This window comes from Candidatus Protochlamydia sp. W-9 (assembly GCF_001950615.1).
In the GTDB taxonomy this organism is placed as follows: domain Bacteria; phylum Chlamydiota; class Chlamydiia; order Chlamydiales; family Parachlamydiaceae; genus Protochlamydia; species Protochlamydia amoebophila.
The window spans coordinates 1-25,247 of record NZ_BCPZ01000015.1 but is presented as its reverse complement, the minus strand read 5'-3'; the positions used below and the strand labels follow the sequence as shown (position 1 = coordinate 25,247).

The following is a 25,247-nucleotide window of genomic DNA, read 5'->3' as shown; positions in this document are numbered from 1 at the left end:
TCAGCATTCAATCTGAACCAAGATCAAATTCTCACAGAAAAATAAACTCTTGAAAACCTGAGTTGATTATATATAATCTGCACTACTTAAAAGTAGTGCTATATGTGCGACATCTTCATGCCTCACACAAGCTCTATTATTTGCTTGCACATTGTCTTTCTTATACTGTCAAAACATGAGTACAAATGCTCATCGGCACTCGTTATTCTTACTACTTACATTTTTGTACGTTTCGTTCGTAAGAAGTTCCTAATTTACAGAAAATGGCTGATTTATCGCAATACCTTTTTACTTCAGATTTAAATTTTATCGATATGCTTTTAATCATAAAGACTTATAAGGCAATGTTATTTTTTTGATTATACATTCGAATTATTTGAAAACGTAATCTATTAATTCAGAAAAATGAAATTAGAATTCTTAAATTGCTTAAGTTTAATCAACTACTCTTTCTCTGTCAAAAATTAAAATAATTGCAAAAACTTTTGAAAATGAATCAGAAAGATGATCATATAGATATGAGGCCATTTATCAAGTTTGCCTTACTGTCTATATCAAAATGATGGCTAGGTTTTAATTTAGTTTAAAATAATTTTTATGAATGTATAATCCAATTTAGCTCATTTAAGACAAAAAAAACAGCATATTAGGGGGTCTTCATTATGCAAATATTTTACAAATTTATCTTTTCCGCTTTAGTCGTAGGCAGTTTATGTAATCAGGTTGAAGCCGATTGCCTCCGCTGCAAAAAAATTGAGGCTGAACGTGCAAAAGAACAAGCTGAACATCCTCAACAAGTCGGTTACTATGACGATCAAATTAGCATGGCAGATCAACCTAAACTTTCTAGCTCATCAAACTCTACCGATATAAGCACGAATCTCAAATCAACAAATACTAATAAGCTTACTGCTGCTGCACCAACCTCAGAACAAGTTGAAAATCAATCAAATGTGACGGGCAATCTTTACATTAGTGAAAATGTCTATCAAGATTCTAAGAATCCACAAAACAAAATTGTAGAAGAAACAATCGAAGAAAGTATTCAAATTCCTCAAGATCAGCTCCCAGTTAATTCACCTTCTCAATTCACTACACAAACTGCAAATTCACAAACTTTTTCTACTTTGGTAAATCTCTTAAAAACGAAGGATTTGCTAACAACACTCGGTGGCTCTTTTACAATTTTTATTCCCTCTAATGAAGCTTTGCGTGCTCTTCCACCAGAAATTTTAAAAAATTTATTCAGTCCTGAAAATAAAGAACAATTATCTAATTGGATAAGCAATCACATCGTTCCAGCAAAAATTATTAAAAAAGATATTAAAAACATTCAAGTGAAAGCTTTGAGTGGTAAGGATTTAGATATTTCTGTCAACGGAGACATATTAACAGTGAATGGTGTTAAAGTTGTTCGAACTGAAACTGCTAACGATGATGGTATGATGTATGTAATTGACCAAGTTTTATTTTTAAGTCCTATAGACTCCGTAAAATAATAACCATTTGCCTCATCTTTTAGATTTTCCTTTATTAAAAAAAAACAATGAGGCATGAATGGAGTGATTTCGCATTTAGTTTATTCAATTTTCGGAGTATTAATGGATCGGTTAACCAAATTCAATATACACAAAATCTCAAATCATTTTGCTCATGCTGTAATTTTAACCGTTTTCCAATCTAGCAACATTTAAGACAAAACATAAGGAGATTTGTATGAAAATGTTATCAAAAACTGTACTGACTTCTATTTTATCGACTTTAGTTGCTGCTAATGTAATGGCTCAATGTTCTTCAAGTGGATATCCGTGGAGCAGCCATAAACGCTGTTATGGTTCATCTCAACAGCAACGTGACTCTTACCATGCTCCAATGGATCAAAATTGTTTAAAAGGATATCCATGGGGTAGCTATAAGCGCTCTCATGGCTCACCTCAACAACAGGGTCCCTACAATGCTCCAAATGATCAAGGCGACTACTATCAATACTATAATGGAAACGCTTATTACCATGACTTTGATGGTCATGGAGTGCACAAATATCCAACGTATGGTGATCATCCAGAATTTAATCAAGGTTATGACCGTCCAATAGACCGTAATTACCAAGGGTTGAATGAGAATCATGGGCATCAAAATAGCACTGATCAAGCAATTGCTTTTGAAGATCTACAAGGAAACTATAATCCTGATGATCTAAATAAGAAGAATCCCTCTTATAGTCAAACGAATGAAGTAAATCAAAACATAAATTCATCGACACAAAAAGCTCATTAATACTTAGCTTTAGCTTGATAACGTCCGGACCACACAAAGTTTTATTTGTGTGGTCCTTTTTTTTATAAACATTGATTTCTTACAAACAACTTTATTTTGAAAAATAAAAAGTTTATGAATGTTTATTCTTTCAAAAGAACGGCAAAAGGAAAATGGGAAAACAACTGCGAAAGACTGATTGATTGACAAGGTTCAAATTCAAAAGTTTGTCCAGACAGTATATCTCGATAAGCCTCCCTATTTGGTAAAGAAATCGATAAATAGGTCTGCTCCCAAACTTGATTGATAGGTAAAATTTTTGATATATCGGTTAAATTTTTGAAAAATCTTCCCACGACGACAAGAAGCCGCATATTAGAAATAGAACGAGTAAAAGCAATCACGTGTTGAGATTTATCCCCTATAATTTCTACTGGTTGATAATCTCCCTCTTGAAAAATTTTGAAATAGACATTACGAAAATTTAGAAGAACAGATGTGACGTATAATTTGATCAATCCATCTTCTGGATTTTGAACCAATTGATGAATAAATTTAGGTAAATCTTCTTTTGATCTTTGTTTAATAATTTGTAATAGCTGGGGCCGACTTGAATAATCAACCAAATGACGATTATCTGGATCTACTAATGAAAACTCCCATAATTCGCTTCCTTGGTAGAAATCAGGAATTCCAGGGCTTGTTATTTTCAAAATTAATTGGGAGATTGAATTAAACAATCCGGCTTTGATAATTTTTGGAATCCACGCTTTAAAATCTATTAAAAATAGGCTATCTGGCGACAAAATTCTTTGAATAAAATTTCTAACGCTATTTTCATAATCGACTTGATGGTTAATCCAACTAGTATGAATTTTAGCCTCTCTTAATGCTTTTATCATGTAAAGTTCTATCCGATGGCAATAATGTACCAAAGCATTAGCATCCATTTCATAAATAGGCCAAGTTCCAATAAGTGTTTGATATAAAAGATATTCCTCATTGCGATCTATCTCTTTTTGATGTAGTTCGCTTTGCGAGAGATGGTTAAATTTATGCCAACGGTTCAACATTAAATTCCACTCTTGAGGATCTTCCGATAATACGTTAATCCTCGCTCGAACATCTTCACTTCGTTTAGTATCATGAGTGAAGGTTGTCAATAAACTATGAGGCCAATTTTGTAGTCTCATTTGATTGATGCGATGAAAATGGCTGACATCAATACCAAATTGGCCGGGTTTCATTCCCACTTCATTTAACGAACTTAAAGGATAAAAACGATAAAAAAAAGTATCCTCTATCCCCTTTGCTGCAATAGGCGCGGATAATTGCTGAAAACGCATAATAAAATATTTTCGATCATCAATTTGCTTTTGATTTAAACCAGGCGGATTTTCAAATAGAAGAACATCTCGAACGAAATTCAAAACAGATAAATCGCTTGCTGGATTAACTTTTTTTGCTAATTTAATCGCTTCGTTGATTAAAACTTTATCTTCTGGATTGATTATTTCATCAGAAAAGCGAATATAACTACGATAAACGGGAAAACACGCGACAATATCGATTAGTGCGGACCTTAAACTTTCAAATGTATAATCTCTAGACCAGCGATGTTGTTCGGCAATTAGTTCTAGACATCGGGAGAGCATTTGTAGTTCACTGGATAAAAAATTGGACAATATCAATTTTTTAGCTTGATAAATGATTTCCTCGATCTCTTGGAAAGAGCCTGTAAAATTTCTATAAATTTGATAAAAGTCTTCGCTGTGCTGAGTAAAAACAAATACGCCATTGACTAAATTTAAAAAATCATATCCTGTTGTTCCATGAACAAGCCAGTGGGAACGAAGTTTTTCATTCCCAATTAAAATCTTCTCGATAACGACATAAAAAGCTTTTTGCTCATGTAAATCGTAATTTCCAAGCAATTGTTTATATTTGCCTTGCAAACGCATGAAATATTGGTCAGGATCAAATAAACCATCTACATGATCGATGCGTAAGCCTTGTACATGATTTTGTTTGATCATATTAAAAATCCAAGAATGCATCTTGTCAAACACATCCTCATTTTCTACACACATGCTTGCTAATTCATTAATATCACAAAATCGACGATAATTAATTTCCTCATTGGTGACGCGCCAATAACTTAACCGATATGCTTGCTCATTGAGCAATTTTTCGAGATTATCATAATTAGGAGGGCAATCTTCACTCACATTAAATTTTTTTAAAACTTCATGAATATCAATTAAAATAGTGGGATTGTGCTGAATTAATTCAACTAATCTTTTTTTTATCACTTCTTTCTCTCGGCTACGCTCCTTACGTCTTTCTAAATCTGTTTCCAGAATACTTGGCATATATTCGAGAGCTGTTACAATGCTTTCTAGTTCAGATAACTGAGATTGATTGCATTCTAAATTGTTTTTTAAGTGTTCAACAAGCAAATTGAGAATGGGTACCCAAGAACTTGGATTTAAAGGATAAAATTTTTTGTGATACTGAACAAAAAAGGCTCCTTGCTTAAAGACAATTTTGAGTTTTTGATCATCTATTACTTTTCCGTATTGCTTGTCTAATATCGGCAAAAGAACCTTATTATTTAATTCTGGTTTTGGAGGCGTCCAAGTAATATCAAAATATTCGGCATAAAGAGAACTGAGTCCATTTTCCAATACGTCGTTCCACCATTTATTTCCTTCATTGATACACATATGGTTGGGAACAAAATCAACGATTAGTCCCATTTTCATTGCTCGAAGAGATTCCGTAAAAAGAAAAAATTCTTCCTCTGTTCCAATATCCGGATTTAATTGTGTGATATCAATAAGGTCATAGCCATGAAGGCTACCTGGTTGCGATTTATTAATAGGAGAGGCATAAAGATGAGAAATTCCTAAATCTTTAAAGTAAGGAATTAATTTGCTTGCTTGATTAAATGTGAAATGCTGGTTGAATTGTAAACGATAAGTGACTAAGGGAATGATAGGAAGATCGTTCATAATTTCCTCTAAAATTTCTAAAAATGTAAGGGAATTGGAATGAGTGGAATTGGCATGTGTTTATTATTTTTATAGGAGAAAATTTTAATCCACTTTCGGACCTTAACCCGTTTTCCATTCGAGGTCAATTAAATTTTAACTTACAATAAATAGCTTTTTTTATTTGGATCTATTTTGGTAAAATCTTACCGAGAAAATTGACTGTGAGGGTGAGGAAGATGTTCTTGAATGATCGTCTTTATAGCCTCTATCCAAACGGGATGGCTGTTTAGACCCTCCACTAGATGCAGAGTATCCCCTCCCAAATGTTTAAATTCTTCAGCATATTCGATAGAAACTTCACACGTGGTTTCAAGACAATCACAAACAAAAGCGGGGCAAAAAACAAGGATTTTTTTTCTATTTTTTGCGAGACAATCTTTTAATAAATCACTTGTATAAGGCTGAATCCATGTCTCTTTTCCGAGTCTAGACTGAAAACAAACGGTATATTGCTCGAGTTTAATCCTAAGTTTTGAAGCAATGGCTTTTGCTGTTCTATAGCATTGGGCTTTGTAACAAAATGCATTGTCCGAGCAAATCACTTGACAACAGTTTTCTGTTAAACATTTACCTGTTGAATCTCCTTTTCGAATCTGCCTTTCCGGTAATCCGTGAAAGCTAAATAAAAAATAATCATAAATACTTAAATCGTATTGCTTTGCCCTTTCACAGAAAGCTCCTACTAAACCAGGATGGTCTGGGTAACTATTGATAAATGTCAGTGTTGGGATATTTTGCCACTGCTGTAAATGTTTCATAACTTCTTGATGTACAGAGCCTGTTGTGGCAGACGCATATTGAGGAAATAAAGGAAAAATCACAATTTCTTTTACATTTGCTAATTTTAAGCGTTCTAAACCTTCTTCAATTGAGGGATTTTGATAACGCATCGCCAACTCAACTTGAAATGATTCACCTAAAATCATTTGCAGTTTGGTTTGAACAGCTATTCCATGAACAAGAAGAGGAGATCCTTCAGCTGTCCATAGTTTTTGGTAGAGCATGCTTGATTGTTTATATCTAAAAGGAACAATAATGCATCTTACTAAGAGCTGTCTTTTTAGCCAGGGCAAATCAATTACTCTCCCATCGGTTAGAAATTCATTCAAATAACGATAGACATCTTTAAGTCGAGGAGTTTTAGGTGTTCCAAGGTTAACAAGCAAAATTCCTGTTCTTTGATTCATTTTTTTCTCATTTATCGAGTTTATAAAATAGGCGTGTCGGGCAACAGTGCTACTGATTCATTAAAAACTTGTTGAATCAGTGAAGCATCTACTTGGATGTGCAGTTGAGAATGGATAGTATCGATTTTTTGTTGTAAAGCCGATTTAAAGGCATGAATAGCATAAAAATAAGATAATAGGTAAATTTTTTGCTCTTTTTCCTTCTTTCCCGTATATCTATTCTCTCCCTCTCTAATCGAACTATTTTGTGAAAATACTTTGGCAAGTTGATGTGTTAATCTAAAATAATTTTCTTTTAACGATAATTGTTGTGAAATTAAAAATTTAATATTTTGAATTTCATCCTTTAATTTCTTTTCTTTTTTTTCTAACTCTTCTATGCGTCTCTTTAGGTTGATATAAGTTTCCATTTCTAAAGCAGTTTCTCTAATCGCTCTACTTTGACGAGAATTCATATGTTGAAGCTCTTGCTTAGCAAGTTCTAATTCAAGCAAAGTAAAGTCTTTGCTATAAACCCATCGACATTTACCAATTGCATCTTCCAGTAATTTAATAGCTTTTGCCGGTACTCCAATATTTGGTAAATAATTTTGCCGCTTGGAGAGCTCTAAAACTTTTTCAACCGCTTCATCTTGAATAGGAATGTCGATAGCTGTACGGTTAATCAATTCTTGAATCATGTGTCGATTTTGATTTTCGTCATCTCCATCAACAATAATTTTGATAATTTTTCTTCTAAATGCCCCATCAGTATCGAGACTTTCTATTTGCTGTAATTTTTCAAAAGTTGTGGTTGCAATAAATAAAGGACTTGGGCGATCAGTCAAAAATCTTTTCTTGAAAGCTTTAAAAGCAGAATCATTGGTAGCTAATTGATCGAGTTCATCAAAATGGAATAGAATTTGATCTTCAAATCCGTCAATTTGATTTTTAATTTGATTAATCAATTCTGAATGTCCAAAACTATAATTCGAAATTAATAACCCGCAATCAACTTCATAGTTCGTTCTTTTAAGCAACTCTTGGGGTAACTTCTTTTCATGTTTGAGTTGGATAAACCGTTGTGTAACAGCAGTTTTTCCATCTCCAGACTTTCCCACCAAAAGAATATTAGATCCTGTTAGCAATGCGGAAATGATTTGATTAACTGTTTTAGTCATACCAACTTTAGGATCTATATTCCCTCTTTCAAACTGTTTATCTAAATTAGTGCAATTCACAATTTCATCAGGTAAGGGCTTTAGCCACTTTTGATAACAAGCGGCCAAAACCCCTCCACAAACGATAATCGCTGCTGCAATTGCATAGACTCTTACTGTCACCCCAACAATCGGCTGTAATACTTGTACCAAAAAAAAAGGAATAGCAAAAAACTTATAAACAATATCCAGTAATAAATATTTATCCCATAAAGTAGTAAATTTTTTATGCGAATCTAAAAAATTGAAGGCGCCTAAAAAGAGATTGATTAAGTTTGGGAAAAAATAAATAGCAATAGGGCGAAAACGTTTCCATTCTCCGTAAAATTTATCAGCCATCGCTGTGGTATTACGTTGTGTACATAGGGAAGCTCTTAAAAAAGCGGATTCGAAAGCACTGCGAAATAGAGGAAGCTCTTCCTGTTGGCTTTTAAAATGAGCAATTTCATTCATTAATTCTAAATCGATGACTTCAGAAAGAAAATTCAAGGCTTTTGGCAGGTCTTTTTGGACCATCCCAAAAACAATAGTTGACAAAAATCGATCGAAATTTTCTTTATCTTGTGAATGCTCACGTATAAATTGAGTAAGTTTTGTTTGCCATTTTTCCCATTTATCCATCCCCCATTCTTCAGACAACATCAATTCTGCTAAATCTTCAAGTGAACGCAAATTTTGTAAGGGAAAAGAAGGTGGACTAACTAAAGTTGAATGTGGGTTAAAAAGGATAAAAGAGGGTAAAATCGATATATTCCAAGGCATCATTTTCTCTTCTAATCAAGTTTAAGTATGGGAAATTACAAAAGTTTTTTAAATGTGATTTTCTATCATATCTATTGAAAAATTTTATCCAAAAGGAATTGTTTATTTTTTACTAAGCTTATTCAAGACAAATATGTATCAAAACTGATCAAAAATTTTATAATACTTATTTAATTTTAGTAAAAAATCATTTCTTCAAAATAAAAATAATTTTTGTTTTTATATAAAATAAAGAATAAAAATTTAGATCTTTTTTAATTGTTACATCAACTAAAAAAGATCTAAGATTAATTAAATAGAACGTGTACGTTCTTTAAAACCAGCTGCTGAACTGGGTACTTTACTTGGGTGATTTGCACGATTTTTTTGCCCAAAAGTTTTTTTAAAGCCTTTATCATGCTCTTTTTTGAATCCGTTAGCTTTCCCAAATTTTTGTTGGGGTCGATTAGCTCGGCGACGCTCATCATTAAATTTGTCAGTGTGTTGTCCTCTCGTATCCCTTTCTTGACCTCTTGGCTCTACACCAATTCGATCTGGACCTTGAATAGTCTCTTGCTCCAAAACAAATGAAATAAACTTAGAGACCAAAGTTGAATGATCGACTTCTTTCATCAACTCTAAAACTAATTCAGTTTCTTGATGAAGGGGTTGATTTTGAATTCGACTTACAAGTTTTTGTCTCTTTAACTTTTTTACATCTTCAAGAGTTGGAATAATTTCTCGATTAATAGGAGCACCAGTCACTTTTTCATATCTTTGAAATTCTCGCCATTCTCTAAGTGTGACGAAAGTACTCGCCACCCCTTTATTTCCCGCTCTACCTGTACGCCCAATTCTATGAACATAGCTGGCAGGATCAAAAGGGAGATGGTAATTAAAGACATGAGAAACGTCTGAAACACTTAAACCTCTAGCAGCCACGTCAGTTGCGACTAAAACACGAATTTGTTCAGAACGAAAATGGCGAATAACCTCTTCTCGTTGTGGTTGTTCCATATCGCCATGTAAACCTCGAGCATGATAGCCATTAGCCACTAACGTTGTTGATAAACGATCAACATCTTTTTTTGTTCGGCAAAAAATAATTGATTTAGCAGGTTCTTCACTGTCTAACAAACGTAAAATAGCATCGTCGCGTTCATCTTCACGAATAACATAATAAACTTGCTTGATATCTTTATTTGTCGTCTCTTTTTGTGTGACGCTGATGAAAATAGGCTTTTTTAATATTTGATGAGCTAATTTTTGAATAGCTGAGGGCATTGTCGCCGAAAAAAGTAAAGTTTGTCGCTTTTCTGGTAAAAAAGTGAAGATTCTTTGGATTGCTTCTAAAAATCCCATGTCTAACATTTCATCTGCTTCATCTAAAACGACAATAGCGGGCCGAAAATTAGGTAAGCTATCAGATTCTAAAAGATCTTGTAATCGACCGGGTGTAGCCACAATAACTTGAACCCCACGCTGTAAAGCTTCAATTTGAGGTCTAAAGGATTTACCGCCACAAATTGTTGCTGTACGAATTCCTAAATGTCTCCCTAAACGAAATAACTCATCACTTACTTGACTGGCTAATTCACGCGTGGGGGTTAATACTAAAAGTTGAGAGCCTGGATTATCATGGATTAGGTGTAAAGCTGGCAAACCAAATGCAGCTGTTTTTCCTGTTCCTGTGTGCGCCTGAGCAACTACATCATGCCCTGCTAATACGACGGGAATTGCTTGTTTTTGAATAGGGCTTGCTATTTTAAAACCAGCTTCTTGCAAAGCTTGTAAAATGGGGGCTTTTAAACCAAATTGCTCAAAAGATAAATCTTGCTCAATAATTGAATCTTGGGTCATATTTTTCCTATTTATATTCTTTAAAAAAGAATAAAGTGATAACTAGCATATTTCATTAATAAAATAAAAAGAGCCATCTAAGATCAAATCTTCAACGCTCTAAATTACTCAAATAAAATAGTCAAAAGTTGGGTTAATAAAATTATCAACGATTAGTTATCTGAAAAAATTGAAGGGGCTAAATCGCTTCAATAGCACCCAAACCGCAAGATTTTTGATAATCAATTTTGATTATTGCTCTTGAATTTCAGGTTAATATCTAATTAGACAAATGACTTTTCATTACACTGATCGTTATTTGTCCATGCGCGCCAATGGTGGGTAACTTAACATTTTAAGCTATGAAAGTTAAACAAGCTTTTGTAATTCAATGAGCTTTTTAAATCTTCTTTCATTTACCAGCTTAAAAGCGCCCTTAGAGGGTGCGATTAAGTTATTCCATCATTTAAAACTCGACCGATCTATCCTTAAATTAAAGGATAAAAGTTTTGGTGCAGTTAAAGAATGATAAGTTTCAAGTCTCTACTATGTCAGGTAGATTTTTAAAAACTTCTTAAGTATATTTAGCGTAAAAGGACAACATAAAAAATTATAGCAAACAAATGATTTAAAAACAAACCATAAGTAAAAGATTTTAAATTATAAAATTTTTAATCTATATTTGAGTTTGAAGATAATTTGCCATATAATCACAAAATGCTGAAAAAAATAACACTCCTTACCCTACACTTTATTAAAGTCTAACGTAAGGAGTATACAGACGAAAATAGTAACTGATTAGTGAGAACGAGGAAGAGCAAAAACTTCTTTTTTCTCAAATCGATTAACTTCTTCTTGATCTTCTACTTCGCTATCATCTAGGGGGATAGCCAAAACGTCTGTATCGTCAATTCGATTGCGGCGCATAATTTCGTATTTCGCATCAACTCTGGAATTGGAATCTACCTGAGTAGTAGATGAATTAACGGGTTTTGAAACTGCTGCTTCAGCTGTTGTGACTAATGTAAACAAACTAAGTACGGTAAGTAGTTTCATTAATTGCTCTTTACTAAACATATAAGTCTCCTAAAATTCAGTTCAAGAAAATGCATTTCAAAATAATGCTGGAAAATTCCCCTAACAAACTTTTTGATTTGAGTCAATTCGCTAGTCTAAAAACTTTCTTATCCACTTATTTATATATAGAATACAAACTTTTTGTTCAATTTGTTCGAGTAGACCTTTTTTTATAAAAAATGTGATATTCAAACCAAACAATAGGTATTTTCTGCAGCAAAATTGCCAAATAAAGCCTTATTTAGGTTGGAAATTCGTAAAACTTTTTATGTCCTAAGAACGACACTGATCTCGGAGTTTATGTCATAAGTTTGTAAAAGATATACGCAACTCTCTTTTAAAATTATCAAACCTATTTGCACATCATAGAAAAGCTTTATTTGCTTGAAAAAGTTAGTAAAATTGAAGAACCTCTTTAGCCAGCACTATATAGTATTTTAAATTGAGATTTACATAGCATTTTCTATAAAAAGCCTTCATAGCTTACCCAAATGACTTAAGATAACGAGTTATGCGCTATATAGAAGCACAAGAAGCCTAAAATGACAGCTGCAACAATTTTCATATGCCTTAAAACAATTTGAATTTGAAATTGGATTCAAAAAAAAGAAACCTGGTACCTGTAGTGCTTCCCAAATGAACCGAAAATAAAAGTTGCCTGCCCTAAGAAAATAAAAGGTAAAGTTTTATTAAAGTTTGTTAAGCCTTATCTAGATGCCTATTTAAGAAAGTTCTCTGCTCATTTTAGCGTCAATGCACAAGCAGCTTTTATGTTTGTAAATGACAAAAAAATCCTCTTAAAAAGAGAAGGAAGGAATAAAAGCAAAAGAGTAGAGTTTCAAAAAAGTAGAAAATATCAATAAAAGTATGAAAGATAGATAAAAGCGGAGTTAATCCATACGTTTGTAGACCTTTTGCCAGTCTCAATCAGCGAAATTTGTGCTTAGGGTTAGTAATATTAGGAAAGCGTGATCCAAGAAAATTTTTCCTCGCTACAAAAGTTGATCCTAAATTTATGAGTCTCTTTTGCTCAACCATGAATATACGCATTTGGACTTGGCAATATAATAATAATCAACAAATTTAAACTAAATTGATTTTATACAAAATCATTCAATAAATAGATGTTAATAAATAGTTTTTTGTTTGATGTGTGCATTAATTAAATTCCACTCTGGATTTCGACTTAACAAATGGAGAATATCGTTTAAGCGAAATTTTGGACAAGGAGGATAAAGATTTTCTAAGATTAACTTTATTAATTCGAAATCTTCTAGTGTATCGACTGTCCAACGATAGAGGTGGAGAGATGGATCATGTGCTATATTTTTTAATTTAAAAAGATCGGGGTTTTGATAAATAAAAGGAGTAACGTGTTCTTTTTGGATGAGACTTGTTGCCATTTTAAAAGCTGTTTGAAGCGATTCAAACGTAAAAGCTTCTACGTCAAGCCCTCTTGGAAAAGTTCTTTCGAAGCTATTAGAAATATAATCATATTGAAAAATTTCTTTTTTAAATAATCCAACTACTTGGTCGATAATGTCTGGATCAATTAAAGGACAATCGGCAGTGATACGAACAACCACGTCTACTTTGCGAATCAAGGCTGCCTGATAATAACGATCTAATACATCGTTTTCAGATCCACGAAAACAAAAAATATCTAGTTGCTGGCAGTAAGCTTCAATTACATCATCTTGTGAGTTAGTTGTGGATAATATAACTATCTCATCAACTTCTTTAACGTCTTTTAATCGTTCAAGAAGATAGCCTAGTAGAGGTTTGCCCAAAACTGGTTTAAGAACTTTTCCAGGAAGCCTCGTTGATCCCATTCGAGCTTGAACAAATATTTCAGTACGCATTTTCCTCGATTTTTTTTAATAGCGCATCGTTCAATTCTGCTAGGTGGTGAAGAGTAATAGAAGCATCATACTTTTCATCCACAACTATATCTTTGTAAGGACCTGTTAATATCCTGATTGTTTGAAATCCAAAAGGTTTGATGCCTACAAAATCTTTATTAGGATTATCAGCCACATAGACGACTTTTTCAGGGCTCACATTTTCCCATTCACAAATTTTTTCAAAGCAATAGGGAGAAGGCTTGCTATATTTTAATCCGTAACTATAAGTACATAAGCATTTTTTTACATAATGCTCTAAATGTAAGGCCAAAAATTTTCTTTTTTGAACTAACTTATTTCCATCTGTGACAACATAAATCGGATAAGAGCTTAAACGTTGAAGACAATCCAAGGCTTCAGGAAACAATTGAATTTGTGGAGAATGAGCCCGATAAATAGCTATACATTTTCTTACCAAGCTTTTACTGTACAGCCCGAACTTTTGTAGGAGTCGATCAAAAACATATTCCCTTTTAATTTCAAACTCAGTTATTAAAGCTTGGTAAATGTCTGAAGATTGGCTTCTAAAAACTGAACTTAAAAACTCCGAAACAATTTTAAATCCACTTAAAACAAACATTTTCTCTTCATAAAGTGTATCATCTAAGTCAAAGATGAAGACCATGGAATAATCCTGTCTGCTGGGTATCGAATTTGGCGAATTTCATGTTTGGATCTATTAAAAGGATAATTTTGCAAATTTTCGCCTAAACTTTCAAGAAAAAACCAAAAAAAAGAATCTAACCCGACTGCTAAACTAGCTGTCGACGCCCCTCCAAAACGAGGATTACACTCAATCACGTGAAATTGACTAAATTCATCTACAATCACCTGAAAAATAGCATGGCCGTTGACATTCAATTGGTTTGCAATGTCTATACAATAATTTTCCAATTCAGGATAGTTGGTAGTTGTTGTAATCTGCGATTCTCCTCCTACTGTGTAATTTCTCAATCTAGCCACACAACCTTGTACTTTTCCTTCGGCTGAGCGATAAAGGTCAATACTCCATTCTTTACCAATTATGTAAGGTTGAAAAATAGGATCATCTAATTTTAAGGCACCTTGCATCGCTTCATCTTTAGAGACTTTTAAAAGCATTTTTAAAGATCCTGCCCCCTTGCGTTCTTTAACTACATAATGCACGGAGTCAATATCATCTAGCTTTACACTGGTTAAAATGGGTTGAAAATGATGCTCTGATAAAAACTCAGCAAATTTTTTCTTATCTTGACAAATCAAAACAGTGTCTAAAGAAGAACACATGATTTGAATTCCTTCGGCTTGCAAAAGTGATTTATATTGGGCAAAAAAAAGCAAATCTCCATCCCGCGTAGGAATGATCATTTTAATAAAATACTCTTTGCAATATGCGATAACTTCTTCAATCGTTAAATGAGAAAGAGAAGGACAATGCCAAAATTGATCTACACCATATTTTCCAATACAGTTAACATCTGCATCACAACCGTGAATAGATTTGATTTGCCCAGTCTTACGAGCTGCTTCTCGAACAGCTTCAATCAAAGGCATTTTCTTCGAAATACTCGTAATAAGTATCGAACATGTATCTTCGTGAAAAATAGGCGCTTCCCATCTCTGTTTTTCAAATTCAATTAATTTAGGGATAGCTTGCTCTAAACGGTTTTTGGGTCGCCATTTTATCCACTGTTCTAATCGATCAATATTGGCTTGCGAATGTTCGAAAAGAATGTTTTGGTGAGAAGGTTGGACTTGAAGGTTGGGAAAATATTGATGAAGAAGGTCTAGGATAGTTTGAACCGAACGGGCTTCCCCAGATCCAACATTTACAACGCCGCTATGCTCAGTTTGAGATAACTTCAATAAAGCTTCTGCAACATCATCAGAAAAAATATAATCAAACTGCCCTTCTGGGCGATAGACAGTCAGAGGCTCTCCTCTTATCGCGGATCTAATCCATCGAGAAATAACGTCTTTAGATTGGTAGCCATAAACTCTAAAAATCCGAGCAGAAATAAACGAAGCCTGATGACCAAGAAAATGATTTAAAAAACGAAGTTCTAGCTCATGAAGAAGCTTCGCTCCCCCACAAATATTCCTGGGATATATTCGACTCTCTTCATTTAAGATTGAAACTTGTTCTTGTTTCGAATTGAACTGATATTGCGTAGGATCATAAATTAAGTAACTAGAAGCAAAAATCACCTTTTTTAAAGATAATCCATCTTTGAGAAGATTGATTAAATAATGACTTAAACGAACGTTATGGTGAAAATTTTCCAAGAAAAAAGAATAAGTTTCCTCTGATCTTTCAAATGTTGCAGCAAGATGAAAAAAAATGTCAGGATCAAAATTTTGCAAAATTTCAGGGTGGATTGCATTTAAGTCTCCCTGCCAATATTTAAGCTTTCCCAACCATTCTTTTGGACAAGGTTTTAAATCTCCAACAAAAAGACTTACTTTTTCTTTTAATAGAGAGTTAACAAGGGCTGTTCCAATAACTCCAGCTCCACCGCTAATAAAAATCCGTTTATTATTCATGAATGACCTCATGAGCTAATAACCCATGCATCAATGAATCTATCCAGCGCTGTTTTTTATAGATGTGCTCACGCAGGATCCCCTCTTTTTTAAATCCAAAATTTTCTAAAACTTGCATGTGAATTAACCTAAAAGCAAAGGTTTCTGTGTAAATACGATGAAAATTTAATTTTTTAAATGCAAACTGAGAGATGAGAGTAAGGAAATGCAAAAAATCTTGAATGTAGATCGTCTCAAAACTAGCTCTTTCTGTTTTTACTAAAAAGGATAGCTCTCCTTTTTTTGATTGCCAATCCACATTAACAAGCCCTCCATATCCAATACATTGACCTTGATAAAGATAACTAAACAAAATTTGATTGGGTTGATAAAGGCCAAATAAAGGTTTGATAACCTTTTCAAAGTAAATAATTTGATCTTCTTTTGAAATAGGTTTTTGTTGCCGTAAAATGTCTATTTGTTCATTGCGCCAAAGACGAATTTGTTCCATATCTTGTTGTCTAATAGCAACAAGTTGGTAATGATTAAAAATTTGACTTTCTAACAAAGAATAAAGAGGCTTCATTTGCTCTCTTCCATTTTTGGATTCAACCACAAGGCTTGAATAATTTCTGGATCAGGCAGAGGTGTTAATTTAAATCCTTGTCTCTGACAAATCTTTAACATTCCCTCATTCTCAGCTAAAATATTTGCGTAAACTTGCTCAATATTTTCTTGATTGGCAATTTTAAGCAATTGTGTAATAAATTGAGTTCCTAGGCCTTGATAATGATAAGCATCAATAATTGCAAGCGTAAGCTGAGCATAAGAAGTTCCTGGGATGCTAGATAAACGGCCTACACCAACAATCTGCTTTTGTTGAAAATTCACGACTTCAGCGACAAGTGCCCATTCTCTGTCATAATCATTAAAACAAATACGAATTAAACGTTCATGAGTGACTCGTTGATCTAAACTGATAAATTCTAAGTATCGCTGGCGTACACTTTTCTCAGATAAATCATGATGAAATTGCACAATAAGGGGTTCATCCTCAGGCCGAATAGGTCTTAAAATCACCTGTTTTTGATTATTTAATTCCGTTTTTAAAACGTAATTTGAAGGATAAGGACGGATGGCTAATTTAGGTAATTGTTGATCTTGAACATTGTTATCATGTAAAACGATACGTCCATCTAAGGCAATAATTTCATTGTCGGATACTAAAAGAGGATTAATATCACATTCCTTAATCCACTTATTGCCTACAATAAGTTGAGAAAACCGAATAAGAATTTCTTCTAAATGAGATAAATTAATTGCCTTTCTTCCCCTTACACCAAGCAATGCTTCATAGATTTTTGTTTTTTGCATAAGCTGTTGAGCAAGATTTCTATTAAGAGGAGGTAATGCTAAAGCACGATCTTTAAATACTTCAACAAGCTGTCCCCCAGTTCCAAACAATAAAACAGGTCCAAATTGAGGATCGGTTGAACTACCTAAAATCAATTCATAGCCTGATTGTTTAATCATACGTTGAACAGTGACTCCATTAAAATGCTGCACTCCTTTTATTTTTGATATAGATTGAAAAATTTCTTCGTAAGCAATTAAAACTTCCTGGGAAGTTTTTAAATTAAGCTTAACACCCCCCACGTCGGTTTTGTGAGTAATTGTTTCAGAAAAAAGCTTAAGAACAACTGGATAACCAAATTGATCGGCTAATTTAACAGCTTCAGCTGCGTTTTTAGCAACTTCTGTTTGGACAATAGGAATTCCATATAAGCTTAATACTTGTTTAGATTCAAATTCAGTTAAAATTGTTCTTTTCTCTTCCTGAGCTTTTAAAATAATTTGATTAACTAGTGCTTGTGCTTGCTCATTCTCACCCCAGATCGATGAATCTGCCTGAGGCGTTTCGTAAAGAGTTTTTAAATTTTGGCTATAACGCCACATGGTTGCAAAAGTTTTTGCAGCATCATCCGGATAATTAAAAACAGGAATTTTAGCATGCGATAAAATATTTGCTCCTTCTATAACAGAATCACCCCCCATCCAACTTGTTAAAAGCGGTTTTTCATTGAGGATCGCAAACTTAGTCAGTATTTCTGCTGTTCCTTTAGCATCTGTCATATCTTGAGGAGAAAGAATTACTAATAGTCCATCAGAATTTGCATCATTTACAATAATTTCAACCGTTTTCGCATACCGTTTAGCATCCGCATCTCCTAAAATATCAATTGGATTGCTATGGCTCCAAGCTTGAGGTAAAAATTCGTTTAAACTATTGATAGTTAGAGGTGTTAATGACGTCATTTCAGCATGATTTAATACAGTAGCATCCGTAGCCAGGACCGCAGGACCTCCAGCATTCGTAATAATTGACAGATTGGGGCCTTTAGGAAGAGGTTGACGTGCTAATACGGAAGCCATGCTAAAAAGTTCAGAAATATGATTAACACGTAAAACGCCTATTCTTTCTAAAGCTGCATCAAATACTTCATCACTGCCTGCTAAGGAGCCTGTATGAGAGGCTGCTGCATTAGCTGCTGCTTGACATCGTCCAGCTTTGATAACAATAATCGGTTTTTCTAAAGCAACTTCTCGAGCAGCTGTCATAAAAGATCGTGCATCGCCAATCGTTTCCATATAAAGTAAGAGGCTACTAGTATGAGGATCGCTTCCAAAATAGTCGATCAGAGTTCCCCAGTTAACATCTGCCATCGAACCGATAGAAACAAATGAGCTAAATCCTACTTTTTCTTGCCAACTCCAATCTAAAACAGCTGTACACATGGCCCCAGACTGACTGATAAAAGCGAGTTGACCCGGTAAAGCTAGCCCTTTTGCAAAGCTAGCGTTTAATCCAGTGTGAGGATTCATGATACCTAAACAGTTAGGACCAATAATTGATAAAGGACCTTGTTTCGCATAAAAAAGGATTTCTTCTTCTAATTTTTTCCCTGCTTCTCCTAATTCTTTAAAACCTGCTGAAATAATAATTGCCGATTTAACTTTAGCATTCACGCATTCTTTGATAATCTTCGGAACCGTTAACGCAGGAGTCACAATAATGGCCAAGTCCACAACTTCAGGCACAGAAGAAATTGAGGGGAAAGATATGAGATCTAAAATACGATCTCTTTTAGGATTAATAGGATAAATTTTCCCTTTGAATAATCCATTAGTCAAATTATTCATAATGGTTGCGCCAACGCTACCTAAATCGTCTTTTGCTCCTATCACAGCAATCGTTTTGGGATAAAAAATCGCATCTAAACGCTGAGGATAACGATGAATAAAATTTTGAGAAGGATCAGTTCGATGTAATACCCTTTCATTCATTGAATCTCTCCATTCCTTACCTAATTATGCTTTGGCAGTTTCAAAAAATCATTTTCCCATTTCACTTGTGTATAAATCATCAACCACATTAAAAAACATAGAAAGATTAACATATCCATTCAATAGGATTTTTATGGCACTTCAAGAGCTCAAACCGACTTTTGACTTAACAGAAATTGCCAAAAAAACAATGCGCGAAAAAAATCTTCTGACGGAATTTTTACTGGATGTTCAAAAAGCGACAGAAAAAACTTTCGACCATGGTGCTATTTCTCCCACTACAAAAAGAATGACAGATTTTCTTTGGTGTTCAATTGATAACGATGATTCAAAGTATCTAGATCAGTTAACATATGCGGAAAAATTGAATGATGAAACGTATAAAATCTATATTGCTATTGCTGAAGTCGATCACCTTGTTCCTCAAAATTCTGTCATTGATAGACATGCCCAATATAATACTGTCTCGATTTATACTCCTACAAAAGTTTTTCCAATGCTTCCTGAGAAACTATCGGCAGGTTTAACTTCTTTAAATGAAGGCGTAGATCGCTTAGCGATAGTGGTCGAAGTTGAAGTTAATGATAATGGAGCTTTAGGAAATTTCAATATTTATTCAGCTCTTGTACACAATCATGCTAAGCTCGCTTATAATAGTGTATCGACATGGTTAGAAGGAAATGGGCCTATCCCAGAAAAAGTTGCCAATGTAACAGGAATGGAAGCACAATTGTATCTTCAAGATACTATTACTCAACTTTTAAAAGGGTTTCGACATCAAAAAGGAGCATTAAACTTAGAGACGATTAAACCAAAAACTATCGTTGAAAAGGAAGATGCTATTGATATTAAAATTTCTAAAAAAAATCGAGCTCGTGATTTAATTGAAAATTTTATGATTGTAGCCAACACAATCACAGCTCTTTATTTAAAATCTAAACAACTCCCTTCATTTCGCAAAATAGTCAGAGTACCAAAAAGGTGGGCTCGTATTGTAGAAATTGCACGCGATCTTGGTGAAACATTGCCAGATCAACCAGACTCCAAAGCTTTAGATTTATTCTTAATTAAACAAAAATTATTAGATCCTGGCCATTTCCCTGATTTATCGCTGACAATTATTAAGCTTCTTGGAAATGGAGAATATATTGTTGAATATTATGATGATATGCCGATTGGTCATTTTGGCTTAGCTCATGCTGATTATACACATTCTACAGCTCCTAATCGTCGGTATCTCGATTTAATTACACAAAGAATTATCAAAGCTGCTTTGGAAAATAAAGAAATGCCTTACACTTTAAAAGAACTTGAAAAATTGGCTAAACATTGCACAATTCAAGAAGAAGAAGCTGATAAAGTAGAGCGTAAAATGAGAAAATCAGCAGCCATGATGCTTTTATTTTCTAAATTTGGTGAAGTTTTTGATGCGATCATCACAGGAGCTGGAACTAAAGGAACTTGGGTACACATTTTTAACCCCTCTGTTGACGGGAAATTAGTTGGTGGATTTGAAAATAAGGATGTGGGCGATTTAATTTTAGTTAAGCTTATCCATTTAGATATTGAAAATGGACATATTGATTTTACAAAAGTATAAGTTTTAGCAATTCGCTTGACTTTGTAAAAGTTAAATTTTTTAGTTCACTTGTGAATAAAGTCCGCTCTGAATTAAAATAAGTGTACCATGCTTTTTTCTTATATTCCTATGTCAATTGTCATCAACTTTTGAATTTATTTTTTTATATGACTTTGCTTTTAAGTTGCCAAGAACTCACCAAATCCTTTAGTTCTCGCCTTTTATTTAAAGATATGTCATTAGGCATATTTCGAGGTGATAAAATAGGTTTAATTGGACCCAATGGCTCAGGTAAATCAACCTTATTAAAAATTTTAGCAGGGCTTGAATATCCAGATGAAGGTGAAGTGGCGCGTAATCGCTCTTTACGAATCGGTTATATTCCTCAAGAAACAATCTTTGAACCCATTTCCATCCAAGATATTGTCAGTCATTCTTTAATAAATGATCATCGTTTAAGTGTTGAAGAAAAGCAAACCCAAGCTATCATCACATTAAGTAAATTGGGATTTACAAATTTTAATATTTTGGCAACTAATCTATCTGGTGGTTGGAAAAAAAGACTTGCTTTAGCAGTGGAATTAGTGAAATCCCCTGATGTTCTTCTCCTTGATGAGCCGACTAATCATTTAGATCTTGAAGGAGTTATTTGGCTAGAGAAATTCCTTAAAAATTCCTCATTTGCTTATATTGTGATTAGCCATGACCGCTATTTTTTAGAACATATCACAAATCGCATGATGGAGCTAAATAGAAGCTACCCTAAAGGTTTATTTGTTGCAGAAGGAACTTATAGTAATTTTTTAGAAAAAAGAGATGAGTTTTTAAGTGGACAAATGCAACAAGAACGGTCTCTTGCTTCAAAAGTAAGACGGGAAGTGGAATGGTTAAAACAAAATCCTAAAGCGCGTACCACTAAATCTCAATCACGTATACAAGAAGCAGAACGATTAATTAATGAGTTAGATGACCTCAAAACACGTAATAAAGATAGCCAAACACAAATTGACTTTTCTGCAACGAAAAGAGATACGCAAAAACTCTTAGTTGCCACTAATTTAACAAAGTCACTTGGTGGCCGTCTTCTTTTTTCCGGAATTAATCTTACATTATCGCCTGGAAGTCGACTAGGTATTGTCGGACTTAATGGAAGTGGAAAAACCACTTTATTAAAACTGCTTATGAATGAAGAAACACCAGATAAAGGAACAATTAAATTTGCTGATGGAATTAAAATTGTTTATTTTGACCAACATCGCACACAACTCCCCTCAGATATACCTTTAAGAAGAGCGCTTGCCCCAGAGGGAGATACTGTATACTATCGCGGACAACCTATTCATGTCAATTCTTGGTGCCGAAAGTTTTTATTTAGCCCCGATCGATTAGATCTTCCTTTTGGCCAATTATCTGGTGGCGAAAAAGCACGCGCCCACTTAGCACGCCTTATGCTTAAACCTGCAGATATTCTACTTTTAGACGAACCTACAAATGACTTGGACATCCCTACCCTCGAAATTTTAGAAGAAAGTTTAACTGATTTTCCTGGAGCTATTGTATTAATTTCCCACGATCGATATTTACTAGATCAGATTTCTAATCTTATTTTAGGGTTAGGAACTAACAGCGATACCATTTTATTTGCAGATTATCGTCAGTGGGAAGCCCATCAACTTCAACTTGAACAAACAACCTCGCAAAACAAAGAAAAAGAAAAAAAAGAGCTTCCTAAATCTGAGAACCGTTCAAAGAAAATGAGCTATTCAGAAAAACGTGAATGGGAACAGATGGAAGGCAAAATTTTGGACTTAGAAAAAGAAATTGGACAATTAGAAGCTATAGTACAAGACTCTATTCTAATTAATCAGCCTGATAAACATCAACAGGCATGTGAAACGCTCGATCAAAAACACAAATCTTTAGAAGCCCTTTATTCTCGTTGGGAAGAATTAGAATCCAAAGCATAAATCACTGCATGTAAAAAATGCTATACAATGATATACTCTTGCGATTAATTCACATTAGATTTTAGGAAGCGCATTATATGGCCTTAGAACAAGAACAATTAGCCGAAGCTTGCGAAAAAAGGCGAACTTTCGCCATTATCAGCCACCCGGATGCAGGCAAAACAACTTTAACTGAAAAACTTCTTCTATATTCTGGAATGATTCATACAGCAGGAATGGTTCGAGGGCGTAAAGGACGTAAAGCTGCAGCTTCCGATTGGATGGCAATGGAACAAGAACGAGGAATTTCCATTACAGCTTCAGCCATGCAATTTACGTATAATAACACGATTATTAACGTATTAGACACCCCTGGACATGAAGACTTTTCCGAAGATACTTACAGAACTTTGACAGCTGCTGATTGCGCGATCATGGTTATTGATGCTGCAAAAGGGGTTGAAAGACAAACACGTAAATTATTTGAAGTTTGCCGATTACGTAAAATACCAGTTTTAACATTTATTAATAAAATGGATATGCCAGGTCAAGATCCTTTAGATTTAATGAATGAAGTTGAAAACGTTTTGCAAATTCACTCTTCTGCCTTTAATTGGCCTATTGGAACTGGTAAAGAGTTTTGTGGGGTACTCAATTGTGCCACCAAAGAATGTTTATTTTTCACAAAAATAGCAGCTGGTGGGGCTCAAAAAGCTGCAATAACGCGTATTCCCCTTTATAATGAAGAAGCGAAAGAACGTCTTGGCAAAGAGTGTTTTGAAAAGCTTATCCAGGAACTAGAACTTCTTGAAATGGCAGGAAATCCTTTTTCTCAAAAAGAATTTTTGGCAGGAAATGTCACCCCCATCTTCTTTGCCTCAGCTCTAACCAATTTTGGAATAGAACCTTTTTTTGATGCCTTTGTGAATTTAGCTCCGGCACCACACACTCGAATGGCAAATAATGATAAAGGAGAAGAAATTGAAATTGACCCCGTCCAAACTCCGTTTAGTGCTTATGTCTTTAAACTTCAGGCAAATATGGATAAAAGGCATCGAGATAGCATGGCTTTTTTACGCATTTGCTCGGGCCGCTTCGATCGGGATCTTGTCGTCAAACATCATAGACTCAGTAAAGAAGTTCGTCTCTCAAGGCCCCATGGAATGGTTGCAGGAGAAAGGACAACATTAGATATTGCTTATGCAGGTGATGTAATTGGGGTAATCAATCCTGGAGTTTTTGCCATTGGCGATACCATCTCACTCACAGGAGGATTTAACTTTAAACCTTTGCCTCAATTTCAGCCTGAAATTTTTGCTCGTGTACAACCAAAAGACGTCGGTAAAAGAAAGTCTTTCGATAAAGGTGTTTTGCAATTAACTGACGAAGGTGCGATTCAATTGCTTCGTCCTTATGATTTAAGTGGGGATTTAATTTTTGCTGCAGTAGGCCAACTTCAATTCGAAGTCATGCAATATCGCCTCAAAGATGAGTATAATGTTGAAACAATTATTAATTCTCTCCCTTATCAATGCAGTGCTTGGCTGATAGGAGATAAAGAGACTTTCAAAAAGCCTACAACAGCGGTCATTGTTCAAGATCGTTTTGATCGACCGATTATTTTATTTGGAGAACCGTGGGAAAAACAATATGCCATCAAACAAAATCCTGATCACCAACTAGTAGATATTCTTTCTTAGTACAAACCCGACACGATTTATTAAATACCATATTTTAAAGTTTCTTGGACGCAATACAAAAAAACCGGTGTTTTATAAATGTCTTTAGCGTAGTAAATCTGAATGGGTTTCCAACCTGGAATGGCAAATGTATGTGACAAAACATATGTTCCCGCTCTTAGCTCTTGCTCAAATTTAACCTTTAGCTTTTGCATGGCATTAGAATAAAGATAACAAATGATTATCCCAGAATCCTTAAAATTACATTTAAAAAAATCTTTCCTATATGTTTTTATTTTTTTTAGTCCTATTAAATAGAAAAAAAATTTGGAAACATAATAAGGAATAGGGGATATTTCATAAGCGATAATTTCTTTTTCCGGGTAGCTCTGTGCTAAAGCTACAGTCAAATTACCCCAACCCGATCCCAACTCAACCACCTTTCCATTCAATTGTTTAGGCAGTAAAGCAACCATACTTTTTTGAACTTTAAGAGAAGTTGGTGTAGGAGTAATTCCGTAAAAATAGGAATACCAAAAAATATGAATGAGAATAAAAAACAAGCTAAACAAAAAACAAATGATTATCAAAAAAACTCTCATTTTAAGGCTAAAGTAGCCTGAATCATTTCAAGCCATTAGCAGCAAAATTTAGGTTATAAACTTGAGAATTAGCAAAAAGACATTTCTGCTAATTCTCAATAATAATTGTTAAGCAGCTAAAGAAAATCTAAAAATATTTTCTTCTTCACCTTCAGTTTCGAAATCTTCATCATCATCATCATCGTCATCATCGTCTTCATCATCATCGTCATCATCGTCTTCATCATCGTCTTCATCATCGTCATCATCGTCTTCATCATCATCGTCATCATCGTCTTCATCATCGTCTTCATCATCATCGTCATCATCGTCTTCATCATCATCATAGTCCTCGT

The 25,247-nt window shown here is 34.2% G+C and carries 17 protein-coding genes; 5 read left to right on the top strand and 12 right to left on the bottom strand.

Annotated features, from left to right (window positions below):
* Window positions 1-662: 662 nt before the first annotated feature.
* Both BU804_RS00575 and BU804_RS00570 read left to right on the top strand, forming a co-directional pair.
* Window positions 663-1,499, top strand: a complete 837-nt coding sequence (locus BU804_RS00575) for a fasciclin domain-containing protein (RefSeq protein ID WP_075882568.1) — start codon at window positions 663-665, stop codon at window positions 1,497-1,499.
* A 217-nt stretch (window positions 1,500-1,716) separates the two neighbouring features.
* A complete protein-coding gene (locus BU804_RS00570; RefSeq protein WP_075882567.1) occupies window positions 1,717-2,277 on the top strand; it encodes a hypothetical protein in 561 nt (186 codons plus the stop codon).
* Between the two features lie 122 nt (window positions 2,278-2,399).
* Here BU804_RS00570 and treY read toward each other — a convergent pair whose 3' ends face one another.
* The 10 genes from treY to BU804_RS00520 form a co-directional block, all read right to left on the bottom strand.
* Window positions 2,400-5,270, bottom strand: a complete 2,871-nt coding sequence (gene treY, locus BU804_RS00565) for a malto-oligosyltrehalose synthase (protein WP_075882566.1) — start codon at window positions 5,268-5,270, stop codon at window positions 2,400-2,402.
* Window positions 5,271-5,455: 185 nt separating this feature from the next.
* Entirely contained in the window at window positions 5,456-6,499 is a 1,044-nt protein-coding gene (hemH, locus tag BU804_RS00560; RefSeq protein WP_075882565.1) for a ferrochelatase, read from the bottom strand.
* Window positions 6,500-6,519: 20 nt separating this feature from the next.
* A complete protein-coding gene (locus tag BU804_RS00555) occupies window positions 6,520-8,463 on the bottom strand; it encodes a hypothetical protein (protein ID WP_143298897.1) in 1,944 nt (647 codons plus the stop codon).
* A 288-nt stretch (window positions 8,464-8,751) separates the two neighbouring features.
* Entirely contained in the window at window positions 8,752-10,299 is a 1,548-nt protein-coding gene (locus BU804_RS00550; protein WP_075882563.1) for a DEAD/DEAH box helicase, read from the bottom strand.
* Between the two features lie 777 nt (window positions 10,300-11,076).
* Complete coding sequence (locus tag BU804_RS00545) at window positions 11,077-11,355, bottom strand: hypothetical protein (RefSeq protein WP_075882562.1); 279 nt, start codon at window positions 11,353-11,355, stop codon at window positions 11,077-11,079.
* A 1,127-nt stretch (window positions 11,356-12,482) separates the two neighbouring features.
* A complete protein-coding gene (locus BU804_RS00540; RefSeq protein WP_075882561.1) occupies window positions 12,483-13,217 on the bottom strand; it encodes a cytidylyltransferase domain-containing protein in 735 nt (244 codons plus the stop codon).
* On the bottom strand, window positions 13,207-13,884 hold the full coding sequence (locus BU804_RS00535) for an HAD family hydrolase (protein ID WP_075882560.1): 678 nt from the start codon (window positions 13,882-13,884) through the stop codon (window positions 13,207-13,209). Before BU804_RS00535 ends, BU804_RS00540 begins: the two co-directional genes overlap by 11 nt.
* On the bottom strand, window positions 13,863-15,782 hold the full coding sequence (locus BU804_RS00530) for an NAD-dependent epimerase/dehydratase family protein (RefSeq protein WP_075882559.1): 1,920 nt from the start codon (window positions 15,780-15,782) through the stop codon (window positions 13,863-13,865). The genes BU804_RS00535 and BU804_RS00530 overlap by 22 nt, the downstream gene beginning before the upstream one ends.
* Window positions 15,775-16,347: a GNAT family N-acetyltransferase gene (locus BU804_RS00525; protein WP_075882558.1), complete on the bottom strand. Its 573-nt coding sequence runs from the start codon at window positions 16,345-16,347 to the stop codon at window positions 15,775-15,777. The genes BU804_RS00530 and BU804_RS00525 overlap by 8 nt, the downstream gene beginning before the upstream one ends.
* Window positions 16,344-19,106 (bottom strand): bifunctional acetate--CoA ligase family protein/GNAT family N-acetyltransferase, encoded by a 2,763-nt coding sequence (locus tag BU804_RS00520; RefSeq protein ID WP_075882557.1) that lies wholly within the window; start codon window positions 19,104-19,106, stop codon window positions 16,344-16,346. The genes BU804_RS00525 and BU804_RS00520 overlap by 4 nt, the downstream gene beginning before the upstream one ends.
* 133 nt (window positions 19,107-19,239) lie before the next feature.
* Between BU804_RS00520 and BU804_RS00515 the strand changes: the two genes are divergently transcribed.
* The 3 genes from BU804_RS00515 (at window position 19,240) to BU804_RS00505 (ending at window position 24,331) form a co-directional block, all read left to right on the top strand.
* Complete coding sequence (locus BU804_RS00515; protein WP_075882556.1) at window positions 19,240-20,706, top strand: RNB domain-containing ribonuclease; 1,467 nt, start codon at window positions 19,240-19,242, stop codon at window positions 20,704-20,706.
* Between the two features lie 212 nt (window positions 20,707-20,918).
* Window positions 20,919-22,652, top strand: a complete 1,734-nt coding sequence (locus tag BU804_RS00510) for an ABC-F family ATP-binding cassette domain-containing protein (RefSeq protein WP_255371558.1) — start codon at window positions 20,919-20,921, stop codon at window positions 22,650-22,652.
* A 77-nt stretch (window positions 22,653-22,729) separates the two neighbouring features.
* Entirely contained in the window at window positions 22,730-24,331 is a 1,602-nt protein-coding gene (locus BU804_RS00505; RefSeq protein ID WP_075882555.1) for a peptide chain release factor 3, read from the top strand.
* 20 nt (window positions 24,332-24,351) lie between these two features.
* Here BU804_RS00505 and BU804_RS00500 read toward each other — a convergent pair whose 3' ends face one another.
* Complete coding sequence (locus BU804_RS00500; RefSeq protein ID WP_158024972.1) at window positions 24,352-24,900, bottom strand: methyltransferase; 549 nt, start codon at window positions 24,898-24,900, stop codon at window positions 24,352-24,354.
* Window positions 24,901-25,020: 120 nt separating this feature from the next.
* On the bottom strand, window positions 25,021-25,247 hold a 227-nt coding region (locus tag BU804_RS13870), incomplete at its 5' end, for a hypothetical protein (protein WP_193427174.1).